Below are 16,437 nucleotides of genomic sequence, written 5' to 3'. Positions count from 1 at the left end.
GGAACCGGCCGGCTCCCCGCTGCACCGCACCCCCAGGCGGTCCGGCGTGGAGCCGGCTTTCGTCGTGCCCGCAACTCCTACCTACCCCTATACGCGAAAGGCCCGGACCGTCCGCGACGGTCCGGGCCCCCGAGGTTCCCGGCTTAACCCGCGTCCCAGGTGATCGGCAGCGAGTGCACGCCGTAGGTGAGCATGTCGTTGCGCAGGGGGACGTCCTCCGGCGGCACCGCGAGCCGCACGTTCGGCAGCCGGCGCAGCAGCTCGGCGTAGCCCACCTGCATCTCCACCCGGGCCAGCTGCTGCCCGAGGCACTGGTGGACGCCGTGGCCGAAGGCCAGGTGCGGGCCGCGGGGACGCGTCACGTCCAGGGTCTCCGGGGCCGTCCACTGGCGCTCGTCCCGGTTGGTGGCCACCACCGAGACCACCACGGTCGAGCCGGCCGGGATGTGCTCGCCGCCGAGCTCCAGGTCGTGCTTGGCGAACCGGAAGAGCCCCGGGTTGATGACGGACAGGTAGCGCAGCAGCTCCTCGACGGCGTCCCCGATGCGGGCCGGGTCGTCGCGGACCGCGGCGAGCTGGTCGGGGCGCTGCAGCAGCACGAACATGCCCAGCCCGAACATGCTCGCGGTGGTGTCGTAGCCGGCGATGAGCAGCAGGTTGGCGATGTTGATGAGCTCGTCGTCGGTGAGCGCCGGGTCGGCCCCGGCGTGGTGGATCAGGCCGGAGATGAGGTCGTCGGCCGGGTGTTCGCGCTTGTCCGTGATCAGCCGCTGCATGAACACGCGCAGCGCGTCGGCGTTCGCCACCGCCTGCTCGACCGGGGCGTCCAGCTGCAGCAGGGCCGCCGCGCGCTCCTGGAACCCCGCCCGGTCGTCGTAGCGCACGCCGAGCAGCTCGCAGATCATCTGCGACGGGGCCGGGAACGCGAACTCGGTCATCAGGTCGGCGCTGGTGCCCTTGGCCAGCATGTCGTCCAGCAGCCCGCCGATGATCTTCTCGATCTGCGTGCCGAGGTCGCGGATCCGGCGGACGGTGAACTGCCCGGTGAGCAGCTTGCGGTACCGCGTGTGCTCCGGCGGGTCCATGTTGATGAACGAGCCGGCGCGCGCCTTGTCGTCGCGCAGCCGCTCCCGGAACTCGGCGGGCAGCTCCTTGAACCTCGGGTGGTACTGGAACCGGTCGGAGGAGAACCGCGGGTCCGTCAGCACCGCGCGGGCCTCTTCGTACCCGGACACCAGCCAGAACGGCTCGCCCGAAGCCAGCGCCGCCTTGGCGATCGGGCCGCGTGCGGCCACCGCCAGCAGGGCCGGCGGCACGGTGAACGGGTCGTCGCGCTGGACGAATTCTTGGGGGAGGGGTGACCGCAGCGCTGCGTTGCTGGGCTTGTTTTCGGTCGCGTTGGTCGTCACTGCGGCGCCAGCTCCATTCGAATCGCGCGGGCCGGACGGCGATCGATCGGGGACGGGTGCCGATCCCGCGACTTGCCTGGTCGCTTCGGAGCGTAGGAGCGCCGCGGCGGACCGGGCATCCCTCGGTCTGATAGGACTCCGCCCGACTATCAAGGTAGGGGTGGTGCCCGCCGGGCGAGGTGCACACGATGGGGGGCCGAAGTGGTCGCCGGGTGAGCGAGGTGTGTCCCGTTGAGCGTTGTCCTGCTGTTGAACGGTCCCAACCTGGGTGTGCTGGGCCGGCGCGAGCCGGAGATCTACGGCACCGACACGCTCGCCGACATCGAGAAGGCCGTCGCCGAGGAAGTGGCCGTCCGGGGCTGGGAGGTCGTGTCGATCCAGCGTGACGGCGAAGGCGAGCTGGTCGGCGCGATCCACGAGCACGGCGGCACCACGGTCGGCGCCATCGTCAACCCCGGTGCCCTGATGATCGCCGGCTGGAGCCTGCGCGACGCGCTGGCGAGCTACGCGCCGCCGTGGATCGAAGTGCACCTCAGCAATGTGTGGGCGCGCGAGCAGTTCCGGCACGAGTCGGTCATCGCGCCCCTGGCGAGCGGTGTGGTGGTCGGCTTGGGCGCTTTCGGGTATCGCCTCGCGGCGCAGGCGCTGCTGCATTTGACTTCGGCGTGAATTAGATCCTTATTGTCCGGATTGTTCGCGTCACTGGTGCGTTCGGACGAGGTGCGCCCGATCGGGGCGCGCCCAACCGGGTGACGGTCCCAGGAGGCAGGCGCCCCGCTGCGACGCGCCGTCATTCTTCCCGGGGACTTCGAGGGCTACCCGGTAGTTAGTTGAGCGCTAACAGAATGCCCGTTAGGCTAGCTGGCTGATTTGCGCGTCAGAACCGTGTGAAATCGCTGCCCCACCAGGGCAAAAGCTAAACGTCCTCACATTTTCTAGGGGTGTGACCTGGCTCACAGGGGCGATGACGGAGCTCTCGGCCGAAGCTATCGTGAGTGACGCAAGCTGTTAATCTTTCACAAGCCTGCCTGGGGAGGTTCTTGTGACGTGCGCTTTTCCGCGCGGTCGGTGCGGTGCCATGTTCTGACCGGGTCGCCGGGTCCCGTCGGACACCTCTAACCCTGGGGTGTTGTGCTCGACAATGGTCGCGCGTTCGCGCGCGGCCGGACGGCGGGGCCGGTTTCGCGTGAATTCGCCGCAATGTGGCGGCTCGTTCAGTCTTATTTCGTTTCGTCTATACCTGGGGGATAGCCGAAAAATGATCGACGTACCTACTTTGCGCTTGCCCGAAAATCCGTTCACCGGATTCGGCGACGATTTCATGCAGGAGGCTTGTGACACGGCCGGGTTCCTCCGGCGCTCCGCGTACTCGTGGTTCAACGGGCGGCTCGACACCGGCCTGCAGTGCGCGAAGGCGGCCGCGGCGGGCGACCGCCGTGAATCCCGCGAACTCTACGAAATGGCCCAATTCTGGTACGTCGGCCTGCTCATCAAGGCCCGCGAACTGGAATCGGGCCGCCGGGTGCTGGCCGCGGTCGAGGAAAGCCGGGAGGGCTCCGCTTCCGAGCGCATGACCGCCGTGTCGCACAACGTCCGCGGGAACCTGCTGTTCGCGATGGGCAATGTCGACGAGGCCATGGCCGAGGTGAGCACGGGGCTGCGGATCGCCGAAGGGTGCGGCGACCGTTCCCTGCGCCCGCCGAGTTACGTCGTGCTGGCCCTCGGCGCGCTGCGCCGGGCGGACATGCGGGCGTGCCGCGTTTTCGTGGACAAGCTGGCCGACGAAGCGCTGCTCGGTTATTTCGGGCAGGCGCCGGGGGCGTGGGTGGCCGCGCAGGCCGTCGAGGCCCGCAGCGGGGTGGAGAGCGCGGCGAGCCTCATCGCCGGCATCGTGACGAACCCCCTGGTGCTCCGGCAGCTGCTGGTGTCGGAGCCGGCGGCGGCACCGTGGCTGGTCCGGGTGTGCGGCAAGCTGGGCGCGCACGACCTTGCGGAGATAGTGGTGGAGGCGGCCTCGGTGGCGGGCGCGGAGCAGCCGGAGTTCAGCGTGATCCGCGGCTCCGCCCTGCACGCGGCGGGCCTGCTGGCCCAGGACTCGGCCAAGCTCCACGAGTCGGCCGACATCCACCCGGACCGCTGGTGCCGCGCATCGGCCCTGGAGGACCTCAGCGACCTGCTGGCGAAGAGGTATTCCGAGCGCGAGCGCACGGTCCGCTTCCTCGAGACGGCCCTGGACACGTACACGGCGGTGGGCGCGACACGTGATTCGGCCCGGGTGGTGAACAAGCTCCGCGAGCACGGAGTCCGCCGAGGGACGACGCGAGTGGTGGAGTACGAAGGAGCGGCCCCGCACGGGCTGACGAACACGGAGTTCGCGGTCGCCGAGCTGGTGAGCCAGGGACACACCAACAACGAGGTGGGCAGGCAGCTGTTCATCTCCAGACACACGGTGGCGTTCCATTTGAAGAAGGTGTTCCAGAAGATGCACATCACCTCCAGGGTCGAACTCGCGGCGGCTTGGAAGGTGTTTTCGTAGGGGTTCCAGGTGTTGCGGGTTCACGCCGCAGTGGAGGGCGGCGCGGGTCCGGAAGGCCGGCCGCCCCGGCGGCGAGAGGCCGGCCGCCGCCAGCGCCGTGGGCGGCCGGCTCCGGTTGGATGACCGGCGCGCGGCTGGGCGACGGCGCGCGCGGCTGGATGACCGGCTGGTGCGGTGGGCGGTGGGCGTGCGGCTGGAATGACCGACCGGCTCCGGCTGGATGAGCGGCGCGCGCCGCTGGGTGACCGGCGCGCGGCTGGATGGCCGGTGCGACTGGGCGACGGCGCGCGGCTGGATGAGCGGTGCGCGGCCGGTCGGCCGGCTGGCCGGTGTGGGCGACGGCGCGCGGCCGGCTGGTCGGCGTGGGCTGGGTGGTGGCGCGCGGCTGGGATGACCGGCCGGCGAACTCGGGCCGCCGGGGGAGGAGTGCCGTCCACCCCCGGCGGCTTCGTGCTGCCCGAGCCGCGCCCGCCCTCTTCCCGCAACGTCCGACCGCACCCCGAGCCCCCTCCCGGCCCCGTTCTCCGCGGCGGCAGGTGCGCCGAACGCCCGAGCCGCGTTGGCGAGCGCCGTGGCCGCCGCGGGGCCCGGCCGAGCCCCGACTTCGCTCCCGGCGCGCCCGGCCCCGCTCTCGCCCGGCGATAGGTGCCGTGCCGGCGCCCGAACCACGGCACCCGGCCCGGCGGCCTCGGCGCACCCCGCCGAGTCCGCTACCGCGCTCCGCCGGGCCGGGTGCCGTTGCCGCGCGCTCCGGTCGCCGTGGTGGGCGCGCGGCTGGCCCGAGGCCACACCCCGCCCCGGAGTCCCTCCGCGCCCCTCTGCGCCGGGTGCCGTGGCGGCGCCCTCCGGTCGCCGTGGTGGGCGCGCGGCTGGCCCGAGGCCACACCCCGCCCCGGAGTCCCTCCGCGCCCCTCTGCGCCGGGTGCCGTTGCCGCGCGCTCCGGTCGCCGTGGTGGGCGCGCGGCTGGCCCGAGGCCACGCCCGCCCCGGAGTCCCTCCGCGCCCCTCTGCGCCGGGTGCCGTGGCCGCGGGCTCCTGGTAACCGTGGCGGGCGCGCGCCGGGCCCGAAGCCACCGCCCCAGCCCCGAAGCCCACCAGGCCGGGTGCCATGACCGCGCGCCCCAGCCACCCACCCGGCCTCAAGCCGCCGCAGCCCCGGAGCTCCACCCCCAAGACCATCCGTAAGCGCTCTCCGACCCGAACCCACCCGCGACACGCCCGACCCGATCCCCGCCCAGTGGCCTACGCCATACCCCCGCCAACCCCCGCAAAACCCCAGGTAGAACCCCCAGAGTGGCGCTACCAGCCGGTAGCTGGAATGATATTTGGCCGCTCACGCTCCGCTGAACCTCTTCCACGCTGCGCCAACCGGCGGGACCCCCGTGTGGCATCTTGACTGGAAGCTCCGGTGGGGTCACGCTTACTCCCGACGGCGAAACCGGGGCCCTTGCGGGAGGGACCACCGGGTCGCCCGGAGGCATACCTGAAGACGTTGCGAAGCAGGCTGGGCCCCATCGGGAGCGCCCCCTGGACAAGCCGCGACGTTCGGGCTAGACTGTCTCTTTGCGCTGCCCTCTTTCAGGCTGCCCGGAGCCGGTAGTTAGGATAGTGGGCACACGGCACCCTTGACAGTCGCTGATAGCTGTTGCTATGGCGGCCGTCACCGCTCATTGTCCCCGGAAGGACGCATCTTGGCAGTCTCTCCCGCGAACCAGGCCACTGCTGCGACCACCTCGGCTGAATCTCGCTCGGAGGCCACGGGTATCCCCGGCGCGCCCAAGCGGGTTTCCTTCGCAAAGATTCGCGAACCCCTGAACACCCCCAACCTGCTCGACGTCCAGATCCAGTCGTTCCAGTGGTTCACCGGGGACGAAGCGTGGTTCCAGCGCCGTGTCGAGGAAGGTGAAGAGAACCCGGTCGGCGGCCTCGAAGAGGTCCTCAACGAGATCTCCCCGATCGAAGACTTCTCCGGTTCGATGTCCCTGTCCTTCTCCGCCCCGCGCTTCGACGAGGTCAAGGCCTCGATCGAGGAGTGCAAGGACAAGGACATGACGTACGCCGCGCCGCTGTTCGTCACGGCGGAGTTCGTCAACAACAACACGGGTGAGATCAAGAGCCAGACGGTCTTCCTCGGCGACTTCCCGGTGATGACCGACAAGGGCACCTTCGTCATCAACGGCACCGAGCGTGTCGTGGTGTCCCAGCTGGTCCGCTCCCCGGGCGTCTACTACTCCAAGGACATCGACAAGACCTCCGACAAGGACGTCTTCAGCGTCCGGGTCATCCCGAGCCGGGGTGCCTGGCTGGAGTTCGACGTCGACAAGCGCGACACCGTCGGCGTCCGCATCGACCGCAAGCGCCGCCAGCCGGTCACCGTGCTGCTGAAGGCCCTGGGCTGGACCACCGAGGCGATCCGCGAGCGCTTCTCCTTCTCGGAGACGCTGCTGGCCACCCTCGAGAAGGACCACACCGCCGGCACCGACGAGGCGCTGCTCGACATCTACCGCAAACTGCGCCCGGGCGAGCCGCCCACGAAGGAGAGCGCGCAGACCCTGCTGGAGAACCTGTTCTTCAAGGCGAAGCGCTACGACCTGGCCAAGGTCGGCCGGTACAAGGTCAACAAGAAGCTGGGCCTGTCGACGCCGATCGACAACGGGACGCTGACCGAAGAGGACATCGTCACGATCATCGAGTACCTGGTCCGGCTGCACGCCGGCGAGGACAAGATGACCGCCGCGAACGGCACCGAGATCCCGGTCGAGACCGACGACATCGACCACTTCGGCAACCGCCGCATCCGCACCGTCGGCGAGCTGATCCAGAACCAGATCCGGGTCGGCCTGTCGCGCACCGAGCGCGTCGTCCGCGAGCGCATGACCACGCAGGACGTCGAGGCGATCACCCCGCAGACCCTGATCAACATCCGCCCGATCGGCGCGGCGATCAAGGAGTTCTTCGGCACCTCGCAGCTGTCGCAGTTCATGCAGCAGACGAACCCGATCGACGGCCTGACCCACAAGCGCCGCCTCAACGCGCTGGGCCCGGGTGGTCTGTCGCGTGAGCGCGCCGGCATGGAGGTCCGCGACGTCCACCCGTCGCACTACGGCCGGATGTGCCCGATCGAGACGCCGGAAGGCCCGAACATCGGCCTGATCGGCTCGCTCTGCTCCTACGCGCGGGTCAACCCGTTCGGCTTCATCGAGACGCCGTACCGCAAGGTCGTCGAGGGCCGGGTCACCGACCAGATCGACTACCTGACGGCGGACGAGGAAGACCGCTACGTCAAGGCCCAGGCGAACGCGCCGATCTCGGACGACGGCACCTTCGTCGAAGACCGGGTCATGGCCCGCCGCAAGGGCGGCGAGGTCGAACTGATCGACCCGCTCGACATCGACTACATGGACGTGTCGCCGCGGCAGATGGTCTCGATCGCGACGGCGATGATCCCGTTCCTCGAGCACGACGACGCGAACCGCGCGCTGATGGGCGCGAACATGCAGCGTCAGGCCGTGCCGCTGCTCCGCAGCCAGGCGCCGTACGTCGGCACCGGCGTGGAGCTGCGCGCCGCGATCGACTCCGGCGACATGCTGGTCGCCGAGCAGTCGGGCGTGGTGGAGGAGCTCTCCGCCGACCTGATCACGGTCATGCACGACGACGGGACGCGGAAGGCCTACAGCCTCTACAAGTTCCGCCGCTCGAACCACGGCACCTGCTTCAACCACCGCCCGATCGTCAACGAGGGCGACCGGGTGGAAGCCGGCCAGGTCATCGCCGACGGCCCGTCCACCGAAAACGGTGAGGTGGCGCTCGGCAAGAACCTGCTGGTCGCGGTCATGCCGTGGGAGGGCCACAACTACGAGGACGCGATCATCCTCTCCGAGCGCCTGGTGCAGGACGACGTGCTGACGTCGATCCACATCGAGGAGCACGAGATCGACGCCCGCGACACGAAGCTGGGCGCCGAGGAGATCACCCGGGACATCCCGAACGTCTCCGAGGAGGTCCTGGCCGACCTCGACGAGCGCGGCATCATCCGGATCGGTGCCGAGGTCCGCGACGGCGACATCCTGGTCGGCAAGGTCACGCCGAAGGGTGAGACCGAGCTGACCCCGGAGGAGCGCCTGCTCCGCGCGATCTTCGGCGAGAAGGCCCGCGAAGTCCGCGACACCTCGCTGAAGGTGCCGCACGGCGAGACCGGCAAGGTCATCGGCATCCGGGTGTTCTCCCGCGAGGACGACGACGAGCTGCCCCCGGGCGTCAACGAGCTGGTCCGCGTCTACGTGGCCCAGAAGCGCAAGATCCAGCCGGGCGACAAGCTCGCCGGCCGGCACGGCAACAAGGGTGTCATCGGCAAGATCCTGCCGGTCGAGGACATGCCGTTCATGGAGGACGGCACCCCGGTCGACATCATCCTGAACACCCACGGTGTGCCGCGCCGGATGAACATCGGCCAGATCCTCGAGCTGCACCTCGGCTGGCTGGCCTCGCAGGGCTGGACGATCGAGGGCGACCCGGACTGGGCGAAGAACCTTTCGCCCGAGCTGCGCGACGTCGCGCCCGGCACGAACACCGCCACCCCGGTGTTCGACGGCGCGAAGGAGGAGGAGCTCACCGGGCTGCTCAGCAGCACGAAGCCGAACCGCGACGGCGAGCGGATGGTCAAGGAGAACGGGAAGGCCAACCTGTTCGACGGCCGCTCCGGCGAGCCGTACCCGTACCCGGTGTCCGTCGGCTACATGTACATCCTGAAGCTGCACCACCTGGTCGACGACAAGATCCACGCCCGCTCCACCGGTCCGTACTCGATGATCACGCAGCAGCCGCTGGGTGGTAAGGCGCAGTTCGGTGGCCAGCGCTTCGGTGAGATGGAGTGCTGGGCGATGCAGGCGTACGGCGCCGCCTACACGCTGCAGGAGCTGCTGACGATCAAGTCGGACGACGTGGTCGGCCGCGTCAAGGTGTACGAGGCCATCGTCAAGGGCGAGAACATCCCCGAGCCGGGCATCCCGGAGTCGTTCAAGGTGCTCCTCAAGGAGCTCCAGTCGCTGTGCCTCAACGTCGAGGTGCTCTCCAGCGACGGTGCGGCGATCGAGATGCGCGACTCCGACGACGAGGACCTCGAGCGCGCCGCGGCCAACCTCGGCATCAACCTGTCCCGCAACGAGTCGCCCTCGGTGGACGACGTCGTGCACTGATCCGGTGTCGAGCGGGGACCTGCCTCCCGTGGGTCCCCGCTCCACCGCCGACCCCTCTTCTAGCCGAAACAACCCCAAGGGGACTTAGACGTGCTGGACGTCAACTTCTTCGATGAGCTCCGCATTGGTCTCGCCACGGCCGACGACATCCGTCAGTGGTCGTACGGCGAGGTCAAGAAGCCGGAGACCATCAACTACCGGACGCTCAAGCCCGAGAAGGACGGCCTCTTCTGCGAGAAGATCTTCGGCCCGACCCGGGACTGGGAGTGCTACTGCGGCAAGTACAAGCGCGTCCGCTTCAAGGGCATCATCTGTGAGCGCTGCGGCGTCGAGGTGACCCGCGCCAAGGTGCGCCGCGAGCGGATGGGCCACATCGAGCTGGCCGCCCCGGTCACCCACATCTGGTACTTCAAGGGTGTTCCCTCCCGCCTGGGCTACCTGCTGGACCTGGCGCCGAAGGACCTCGAGAAGATCATCTACTTCGCGGCTTACGTCATCACCGGCGTGAACACGGAGCTGCGCCACAACGACCTGCCGACCCTCGAGAACGAGATCGGCGTCGAGCGCAAGAACCTCGAGACCAAGCGGGACGCGGACATCGAAGCCCGCGCGCAGAAGCTCGAAGCCGACCTGGCCGCGCTGGAGGCGGAGGGCGCCAAGTCCGACGTCCGCCGCAAGGTCAAGGAGGGCGGCGAGCGCGAGATGCGCCAGCTGCGCGACCGCGCCGGCCGCGAGCTGGACCGCCTCGAGGAGGTCTGGACGACCTTCACGAAGCTCGACACCCGCCAGCTGATCGCCGACGAGCTGCTCTACCGCGAGCTCGTCGACCGCTACGGCGAGTACTTCACCGGCGGCATGGGCGCGGAGGCCATCCAGAAGCTGGCCACCGAGTTCGACGTCAACGCCGAGGCGGACAGCCTGCGCGACACCATCCGCAACGGCAAGGGGCAGAAGAAGCTCCGCGCGCTGAAGCGGCTCAAGGTCGTCGCGGCCTTCCAGGCCACCGGCAACGACCCGCGCGGCATGGTGCTCGACGCCGTCCCGGTGATCCCGCCGGACCTGCGCCCGATGGTGCAGCTGGACGGTGGCCGCTTCGCGACCTCCGACCTGAACGACCTGTACCGCCGGGTGATCAACCGGAACAACCGCCTCAAGCGGCTGATCGACCTCGGCGCGCCCGAGATCATCGTCAACAACGAGAAGCGGATGCTGCAGGAGGCCGTCGACGCGCTGTTCGACAACGGCCGCCGCGGGCGTCCGGTCACCGGCCCGGGCAATCGGCCGCTGAAGTCGCTGTCCGACCTGCTCAAGGGCAAGCAGGGCCGGTTCCGCCAGAACCTGCTCGGCAAGCGCGTCGACTACTCGGGCCGTTCGGTCATCATCGTCGGCCCGCAGCTGAAGCTGCACCAGTGCGGCCTGCCGAAGGACATGGCGCTCGAGCTGTTCAAGCCGTTCGTCATGAAGCGGCTGGTCGACCTGAACCACGCGCAGAACATCAAGTCCGCCAAGCGGATGGTGGAGCGCTCGCGGCCGCAGGTGTGGGACGTGCTGGAAGAGGTCATCACCGGCCACCCGGTGATGCTGAACCGCGCGCCGACCCTGCACCGCCTCGGCATCCAGGCCTTCGAGCCGCAGCTGGTCGAGGGCAAAGCCATCCAGCTGCACCCGCTGGTCTGCGAGGCGTTCAACGCGGACTTCGACGGTGACCAGATGGCGGTGCACCTGCCGCTGTCGGCCGAGGCGCAGGCCGAGGCCCGGATCCTGATGCTGTCGGCGAACAACATCCTGTCGCCGGCGTCGGGCCGCCCGCTCGCCATGCCGCGGCTGGACATGGTGACGGGTCTGTTCCACCTGACCCGCCTCAACGAGAACGCCGAGGGCGCGGGCAACGCGTACTCGTCGCCGGCCGAGGCCATCATGGCCTTCGACCGCAAGGCCCTGAGCCTGCACGCCCCGGTCAAGATCCGCATCACCGACCGGCAGCCGGCCAAGGCCGACGAGCCGCGGCTCGCGGAGAAGGGCTGGGAGCCGGGCAAGGCGTGGCTGGCCGAGACGACCCTGGGCCGCGTGCTGTTCAACGAGCTGCTGCCGGCGGACTACCCGTTCATCAACGAGCCGATGCCGAAGAAGCGGCAGGCCGCGATCGTGAACGACCTCGCCGAGCGGTACTCGATGACCCAGGTCGCGCAGACCCTGGACCGCCTGAAGGACGCCGGCTTCTACTGGGCGACCCGCTCGGGCGTCACCGTCGCCATCTCGGACGTGCTCACCCCGGTGGGCAAGAAGGCCATCCTCGACGAGTACGAGGGCAAGGCCTCCCAGGTGGAGAAGCGCTACCAGCGCGGTCAGCTGTCGCACGCCGAGCGCAACAACGAGCTCGTCAAGGTGTGGACGCAGGCCACCGAAGAGGTCCACAAGATCATGGAGACGGCGCTGCCGGACGACAACCCGATCGCCATGATCGTGAAGTCGGGCGCCGCCGGCAACATGACGCAGGTCCGGTCGCTGGCCGGTATGCGTGGCCTGGTGTCGAACCCGAAGGGTGAGTACATCCCGCGTCCGATCAAGGCCAACTTCCGTGAAGGCCTGTCGGTGGCGGAGTACTTCATCGCGACGCACGGTGCCCGGAAGGGCCTGGCGGACACGGCGCTCCGGACCGCCGACTCGGGTTACCTGACCCGGCGTCTGGTGGACGTCTCGCAGGACGTCATCGTCCGCGAGATCGACTGCGGCACCACCCGCGGCATCATGATGCCGATCGGCGAGGACATCGGCGACGGCAAGGTCCTGCGCGACCAGCACGTCGAGACCTCCGTGTACGCGCGGAACCTCGCGACGGACGCGGTGGACGCCAAGGGCAACGTCGTGCTGAACGCCGGCGACGACCTGGGCGACCCGGCCATCGAGAAGCTGCTCGGCAGCGGGATCTCGAAGGTCAAGGTCCGCTCGGTGCTGACCTGCGAGTCGGCCGTCGGTATCTGCGCGACCTGCTACGGCCGCTCGATGGCGACCGGTCAGCTCGTCGACGTCGGCGAGGCGGTGGGTATCGTCGCCGCCCAGTCGATCGGTGAGCCGGGTACGCAGCTGACGATGCGTACGTTCCACCAGGGTGGTGTCGCCGGTGACGACATCACGACCGGTCTGCCGCGTGTCCAGGAGCTGTTCGAGGCCCGCGTCCCGAAGGGCAAGGCGCCCATCGCCGACGTCGACGGCCGCGTGCGGATCGAGGAGAGCGAGCGGTTCTGGAAGATCACCCTCATCCCGGACGACGGGGGCGAGGAGATCGTCTTCGACAAGCTGTCCAAGCGGCAGCGGCTCGCGAACACCCCGAACGGCCCGCTGGGCGACGGCGACCACGTGCACGTCGGCCAGCAGCTGCTCGAAGGCACGCCGGACCCGCACGAGGTCCTGCGGGTCATGGGGCCGCGCGAGGCGCAGATCCACCTGGTGGACGAGGTTCAGAAGGTGTACCGCGCCCAGGGTGTGTCGATCCACGACAAGCACATCGAGGTCATCGTCCGGCAGATGCTGCGCCGGGTGACGATCATCGACTCCGGGGCCACGGACTTCCTGCCGGGCGAGCTGCCCGAGCGGACCAAGTTCGAGGCGACGAACCGGGCCGCGGTCGCCGAGGGCGGCGAGCCGGCTTCGGGTCGTCCGGTGCTGATGGGCATCACGAAGGCGTCGCTCACCACGGACTCGTGGCTGTCGGCGGCGTCGTTCCAGGAGACCACGCGAGTCCTGACCGACGCGGCCATCAACGGCCGTTCGGACAAGCTCGTGGGCCTCAAGGAGAACGTGATCATCGGTAAGCTGATCCCGGCCGGTACGGGCATCAACAAGTACCGCAACATCCAGGTGCAGCCGACCGAGGAGGCCCGGGTCGCGGCGTACGCGATCCCGTCCTACGACGACGGCTACTACACCCCGGACGTGTTCGGTACGGGCACCGGTGCCGCGGTTCCGCTGGACGACTACGACTTCGGCCGCGACTTCCGCTGACGAGGTTTTCGAAGGAAAGGCCCCCGCCGGGTTTCCGGCGGGGGCCTTTCCCCTTTTGTCACCTGATCAGGTATTCACCCGCCCCGAATCCGGCTAGAGTGAGCCGGTTCACGCGGCTCGGGGGCTTTGCGCGTTTCCAACGGGTAATCAGGGGTGACTGTTCGTGAACATATCCAGAAGCGCGAGATCCCTCGCGCGCGGTTTCGCCGCGGTGACGGCCGCAGCCGTGCTGACCAGCGTGTTCGCCGGTCCGGCCGCGGCGGAGGACCCCGCACCGGAGGCCGGCGTGCCGACCTCGACCGCGCCGTCCACATCGGAAGCGCCGGCGAGCTCGGAGGCACCGCCGAGTTCCACGCAGCCGGAAGCCAAGCCGGAAAGCAAGCCCGCGGCGGCGCAGCCGCAGGCCGAGCGGGCCCAGGTCGCGGTCTCGGTCGCCTTCGACAAGGCCTCCTACCGGACCGACGAGGACATCCACTTCACCGTCAAGCTGACGAACACCGGTGCGACGACGGCGGCCGGCCTGACGATGTACCAGATGGTGGTCGACCCGACCGACGTCCAGGTCCTCTACGGCGGCGGCTGGGGTCAGCTCGAGAACAAGCCTGGGGTGACCCTCGAACCGGGACAGACGTTCGAGGTGGCGGTTTCCGCGCAGGTCCGCGACCTCGACGCGACCACCGCAACCGTGCGCGGCATCTTGTTCGACGAGAGCGGGAACAGCGCCGGGCCGCAGTTCCAGTTCAGCGTTCCGGTGACCAAGGCCGCCGGGCACGCGACCGGCACGGTCTACGGCGACAAGAACGGCAACGGGGTCCTCGACGCCGGCGAGCAGCTGGCCGGCATCAAGGTCACGCTGCGGTACGTCCACGGTACGAGCACCTACTCCGCGACGACCGGCGCCGACGGCAAGTTCGCTCTCGACCTCCCGGCCGCGGAGTACTACGTCGGCGGCGACGTGATCGACGGCTGGCTGTTCCCGTGGCGGACCGTCCGGATCGGAGCGGACACCGACCTGCTCTTCCGCGGGACGCCGCCGTTGAACGGCGCGCTGAAGGCGACGATGGCCTTCACCCAGGACAGCTACCAGGTCGGCGACCTCGCGCACGTGACCGTGACGCTGGCCAACTCCGGCCCGATCCCGCTCACCGGCATCGTCGCCGAATGCAACCGCGCGGGCAGCGGCTACGTCTTGAGCGGCCGCGGCCCGGGGTGGGGCGATCTCGCCGGGGACGGCGTGCGGATCGAGCCGGGGCAGACGCGCACGTTCGACGTGTCCGAAACGGTGCCGAAGGCCGCCTTCAACCGCGGCTACGTCGTCGCCGCGTGTGACTTCGGCTATCCCGAGGTCGACACCGAGAACCACGCACAGGCCGAGGACCGGGCGGCGGTGCCGGGGGCCAAGGGCACCGTCGTGGGCGATGTGAAGCAGGGGGAGCAGGGCGTCGCCGGGGTCAAGGTCGTCCTGGTGTCCGACCAGCACTGCCCGGTCACCGGCGAGCAGACGACCGACGCGAAAGGCCACTTCGAGTTCCACGACGTGGTGGCCGGACCGGAGTACCGGCTGTACCTCTTGCCGCCGAAGGGCCTGAAGGTCAAGTACGACAACCCCACCAACATCGACGTGTGGGGTTCGTCGGAGTCCCGCGTCGGGATCGACGTCGAGGAAGGTGACGCGCCGCTCCCGGTCGTCCCGGTCAACCCGGCCGACTGCACCGCCGGTGCCCCGGCCTCCACCACCGGCGCGGCCGGCGGCGCCGGGGGTGGCCAGAGCGGCTCCGGCCTCGCCAGCACCGGCGTCGACGCGATCGGCCTCGGCGCCCTCGCGCTGCTCGCCCTCGCTCTCGGCGGTGGCCTGGTGGCCGGCGCCCGCCGCCGTCGCTCGGCCTGATCGCCACCGGAGCGCCCCGCGGTCCACAATGGATCGCGGGGCGCTTTCGCGTCAGTGCAGGCTTCCCCGGGCCACCGGGAAGTCGAAGTAGGTGTCCGGGAACGGTTCGCCGTTCAGCGTGAAGTGCCACCACTCCTCGGGCAGGTTGCGGAAGCCCGCGGCGGCCATCGTCGAACGCAGCAGGTCGCGGTTCTGCCGGGCGACGCCGGTGATCGCCGGGTTGTCGGTGTGGGCGAGCGGGTCGAAGCAGTCGTAGCCGGTGCCCATGTCGACCGTGTTGTCCGGGAAGCGCTGGTCCCGCGGCGCGAAGCACGCCTTGAGCGGCTCGCCCGGGACGTACGGCCGCTGGAACCGGGGCGGGATCCGGACGAGCGTCAGGTCCATCGTGCTGCCGCGGCTGTGGCCGGACTTCTCGGCGATGTACCCGTCGGCGAACAGCCGGTCCTTGGCGACGTTCGGGTAGAACTCCGCCTTCATCGTCTCGTCGGCGAGGTCCTTGGCCCACCGCACGAAGTGGTCGACGGCCCGCTGCGGCCGGTAGCAGTCGTACACCTTGAGCGTGTACCCCTGCCGGACCAGCTGCGCCTGCGCCTTCCGGAGCCCCTCGGCGGCCTGCCGCGTCAGGATGCACATCGGCCGGCGGTACCCGTCGATGCGGCGGCCGACGAAGTTGTGCCGCGTGTCGTAGCGGATGTCCTGCAGGATCGACGGCGCGACGTCGGAGAGCGCGACGAACGCCCCCGGCGTGGCGGCCTGCGCGGGCGTGGGCACGGCGAGGCCGCCGAGTGCGGCGAGGGTGACGGCGAAGGCGCGCACCCGGCGAGTGAAGATCGGCATGCCTTTCGTCTATCAGCTCGGCCCCGGACGCACAGCCGCCGACCGAGTCAGGACCAGCCCTCGGACGTCGTCGCGCGCAGGAAGTCGTCCGAGGGCGGCTGCACCGGACGCCCTTCGAACTGCGTCGACAGCACCACCGAGGACCGCAGCTCGCCGTGCTTGCCCAGCCGCTCCAGCAGGCCCTCGAAGTGCTCGAGCGAGGCCGTCCGGACCTTCAGCATCGTGCAGTGGTCGCCGCTCAGCCGGTGGATCTCCACGACCTCCGGGTAGTCCTCGGACTTCGACGTCTTCAGCAGGCAGCCGGCCAACGCGCAGCGCATCTCGACGAACGCCTGCAGCGGCTGGCCCGCCCGCCGCGCGTCGACCTGGGCGCGGTAGCCGGTGATCACGCCGGCCTCCTCCAGCCGTCGCCCCCGCTCGGCCACCGCCGGGGCCGACAGGCTGATCCGCCGCCCGAGCTCCTTGAACGACAGCCGCCCGTCGGCCTGCAGCAGCTCCAGCAGCCGCCAGTCGACGTCGTCCAGCGGCTTTTCCGAACGGAAGGTCATGGGCCGCATTTTCCTTCCGATG

8 protein-coding genes are annotated in these 16,437 nt (G+C 69.6%); 5 read left to right on the top strand and 3 right to left on the bottom strand.

From position 1 onward, the window contains the following. Positions 1 to 143: 143 nt before the first annotated feature. A complete protein-coding gene (locus H5965_RS02960) occupies positions 144 to 1,409 on the bottom strand; it encodes a cytochrome P450 (protein WP_310967724.1) in 1,266 nt (421 codons plus the stop codon). 231 nt (positions 1,410 to 1,640) lie between these two features. Between H5965_RS02960 and H5965_RS02955 the strand changes: the two genes are divergently transcribed. The 5 genes from H5965_RS02955 (at position 1,641) to H5965_RS02935 (ending at position 15,030) form a co-directional block, all read left to right on the top strand. Further along, a complete protein-coding gene (locus tag H5965_RS02955; RefSeq protein WP_310967723.1) occupies positions 1,641 to 2,078 on the top strand; it encodes a type II 3-dehydroquinate dehydratase in 438 nt (145 codons plus the stop codon). A 613-nt stretch (positions 2,079 to 2,691) separates the two neighbouring features. Continuing rightward, positions 2,692 to 3,945, top strand: coding sequence for a helix-turn-helix transcriptional regulator (locus H5965_RS02950; RefSeq protein ID WP_310967722.1), 1,254 nt, complete (start codon positions 2,692 to 2,694; stop codon positions 3,943 to 3,945). Between the two features lie 1,691 nt (positions 3,946 to 5,636). Then, positions 5,637 to 9,140 carry a DNA-directed RNA polymerase subunit beta gene (locus H5965_RS02945; RefSeq protein ID WP_310967721.1) on the top strand — a complete coding sequence of 1,168 codons (3,504 nt, stop codon included), beginning with the start codon at positions 5,637 to 5,639 and terminating at the stop codon, positions 9,138 to 9,140. Positions 9,141 to 9,230: 90 nt separating this feature from the next. After that, positions 9,231 to 13,142, top strand: coding sequence for a DNA-directed RNA polymerase subunit beta' (locus H5965_RS02940; protein ID WP_310967719.1), 3,912 nt, complete (start codon positions 9,231 to 9,233; stop codon positions 13,140 to 13,142). Between the two features lie 163 nt (positions 13,143 to 13,305). Further along, positions 13,306 to 15,030 (top strand): SdrD B-like domain-containing protein, encoded by a 1,725-nt coding sequence (locus H5965_RS02935; RefSeq protein ID WP_310967718.1) that lies wholly within the window; start codon positions 13,306 to 13,308, stop codon positions 15,028 to 15,030. A 51-nt stretch (positions 15,031 to 15,081) separates the two neighbouring features. On the opposite strand, the gene H5965_RS02930 is transcribed toward H5965_RS02935, so the two are convergent. Together H5965_RS02930 and H5965_RS02925 are read right to left on the bottom strand one after the other, a co-directional pair. Further along, positions 15,082 to 15,867: a M15 family metallopeptidase gene (locus H5965_RS02930; protein WP_310967716.1), complete on the bottom strand. Its 786-nt coding sequence runs from the start codon at positions 15,865 to 15,867 to the stop codon at positions 15,082 to 15,084. Positions 15,868 to 15,914: 47 nt separating this feature from the next. Continuing rightward, entirely contained in the window at positions 15,915 to 16,415 is a 501-nt protein-coding gene (locus tag H5965_RS02925; protein WP_310967714.1) for an Lrp/AsnC family transcriptional regulator, read from the bottom strand. Positions 16,416 to 16,437 lie beyond the last annotated feature (22 nt).

Origin of the sequence: Amycolatopsis sp. 505, assembly GCF_031625235.1 — a bacterium.
Classification (GTDB): Bacteria; Actinomycetota; Actinomycetes; order Mycobacteriales; family Pseudonocardiaceae; genus Amycolatopsis.
The sequence above is the reverse complement of the archived record's forward strand: the minus strand, read 5'-3'. Positions and strand labels throughout refer to the sequence as shown.

Bases quoted from the DNA above. Each gene is read 5' to 3' on its own strand.
- H5965_RS02925 (WP_310967714.1), bottom strand. From the start codon at position 16,415: ATGACCTTCCGTTCGGAAAAGCCGCTGGACGACGTCGACTGGCGGCTG.
- H5965_RS02930 (WP_310967716.1), bottom strand. From the start codon at position 15,867: ATGCCGATCTTCACTCGCCGGGTGCGCGCCTTCGCCGTCACCCTCGCC.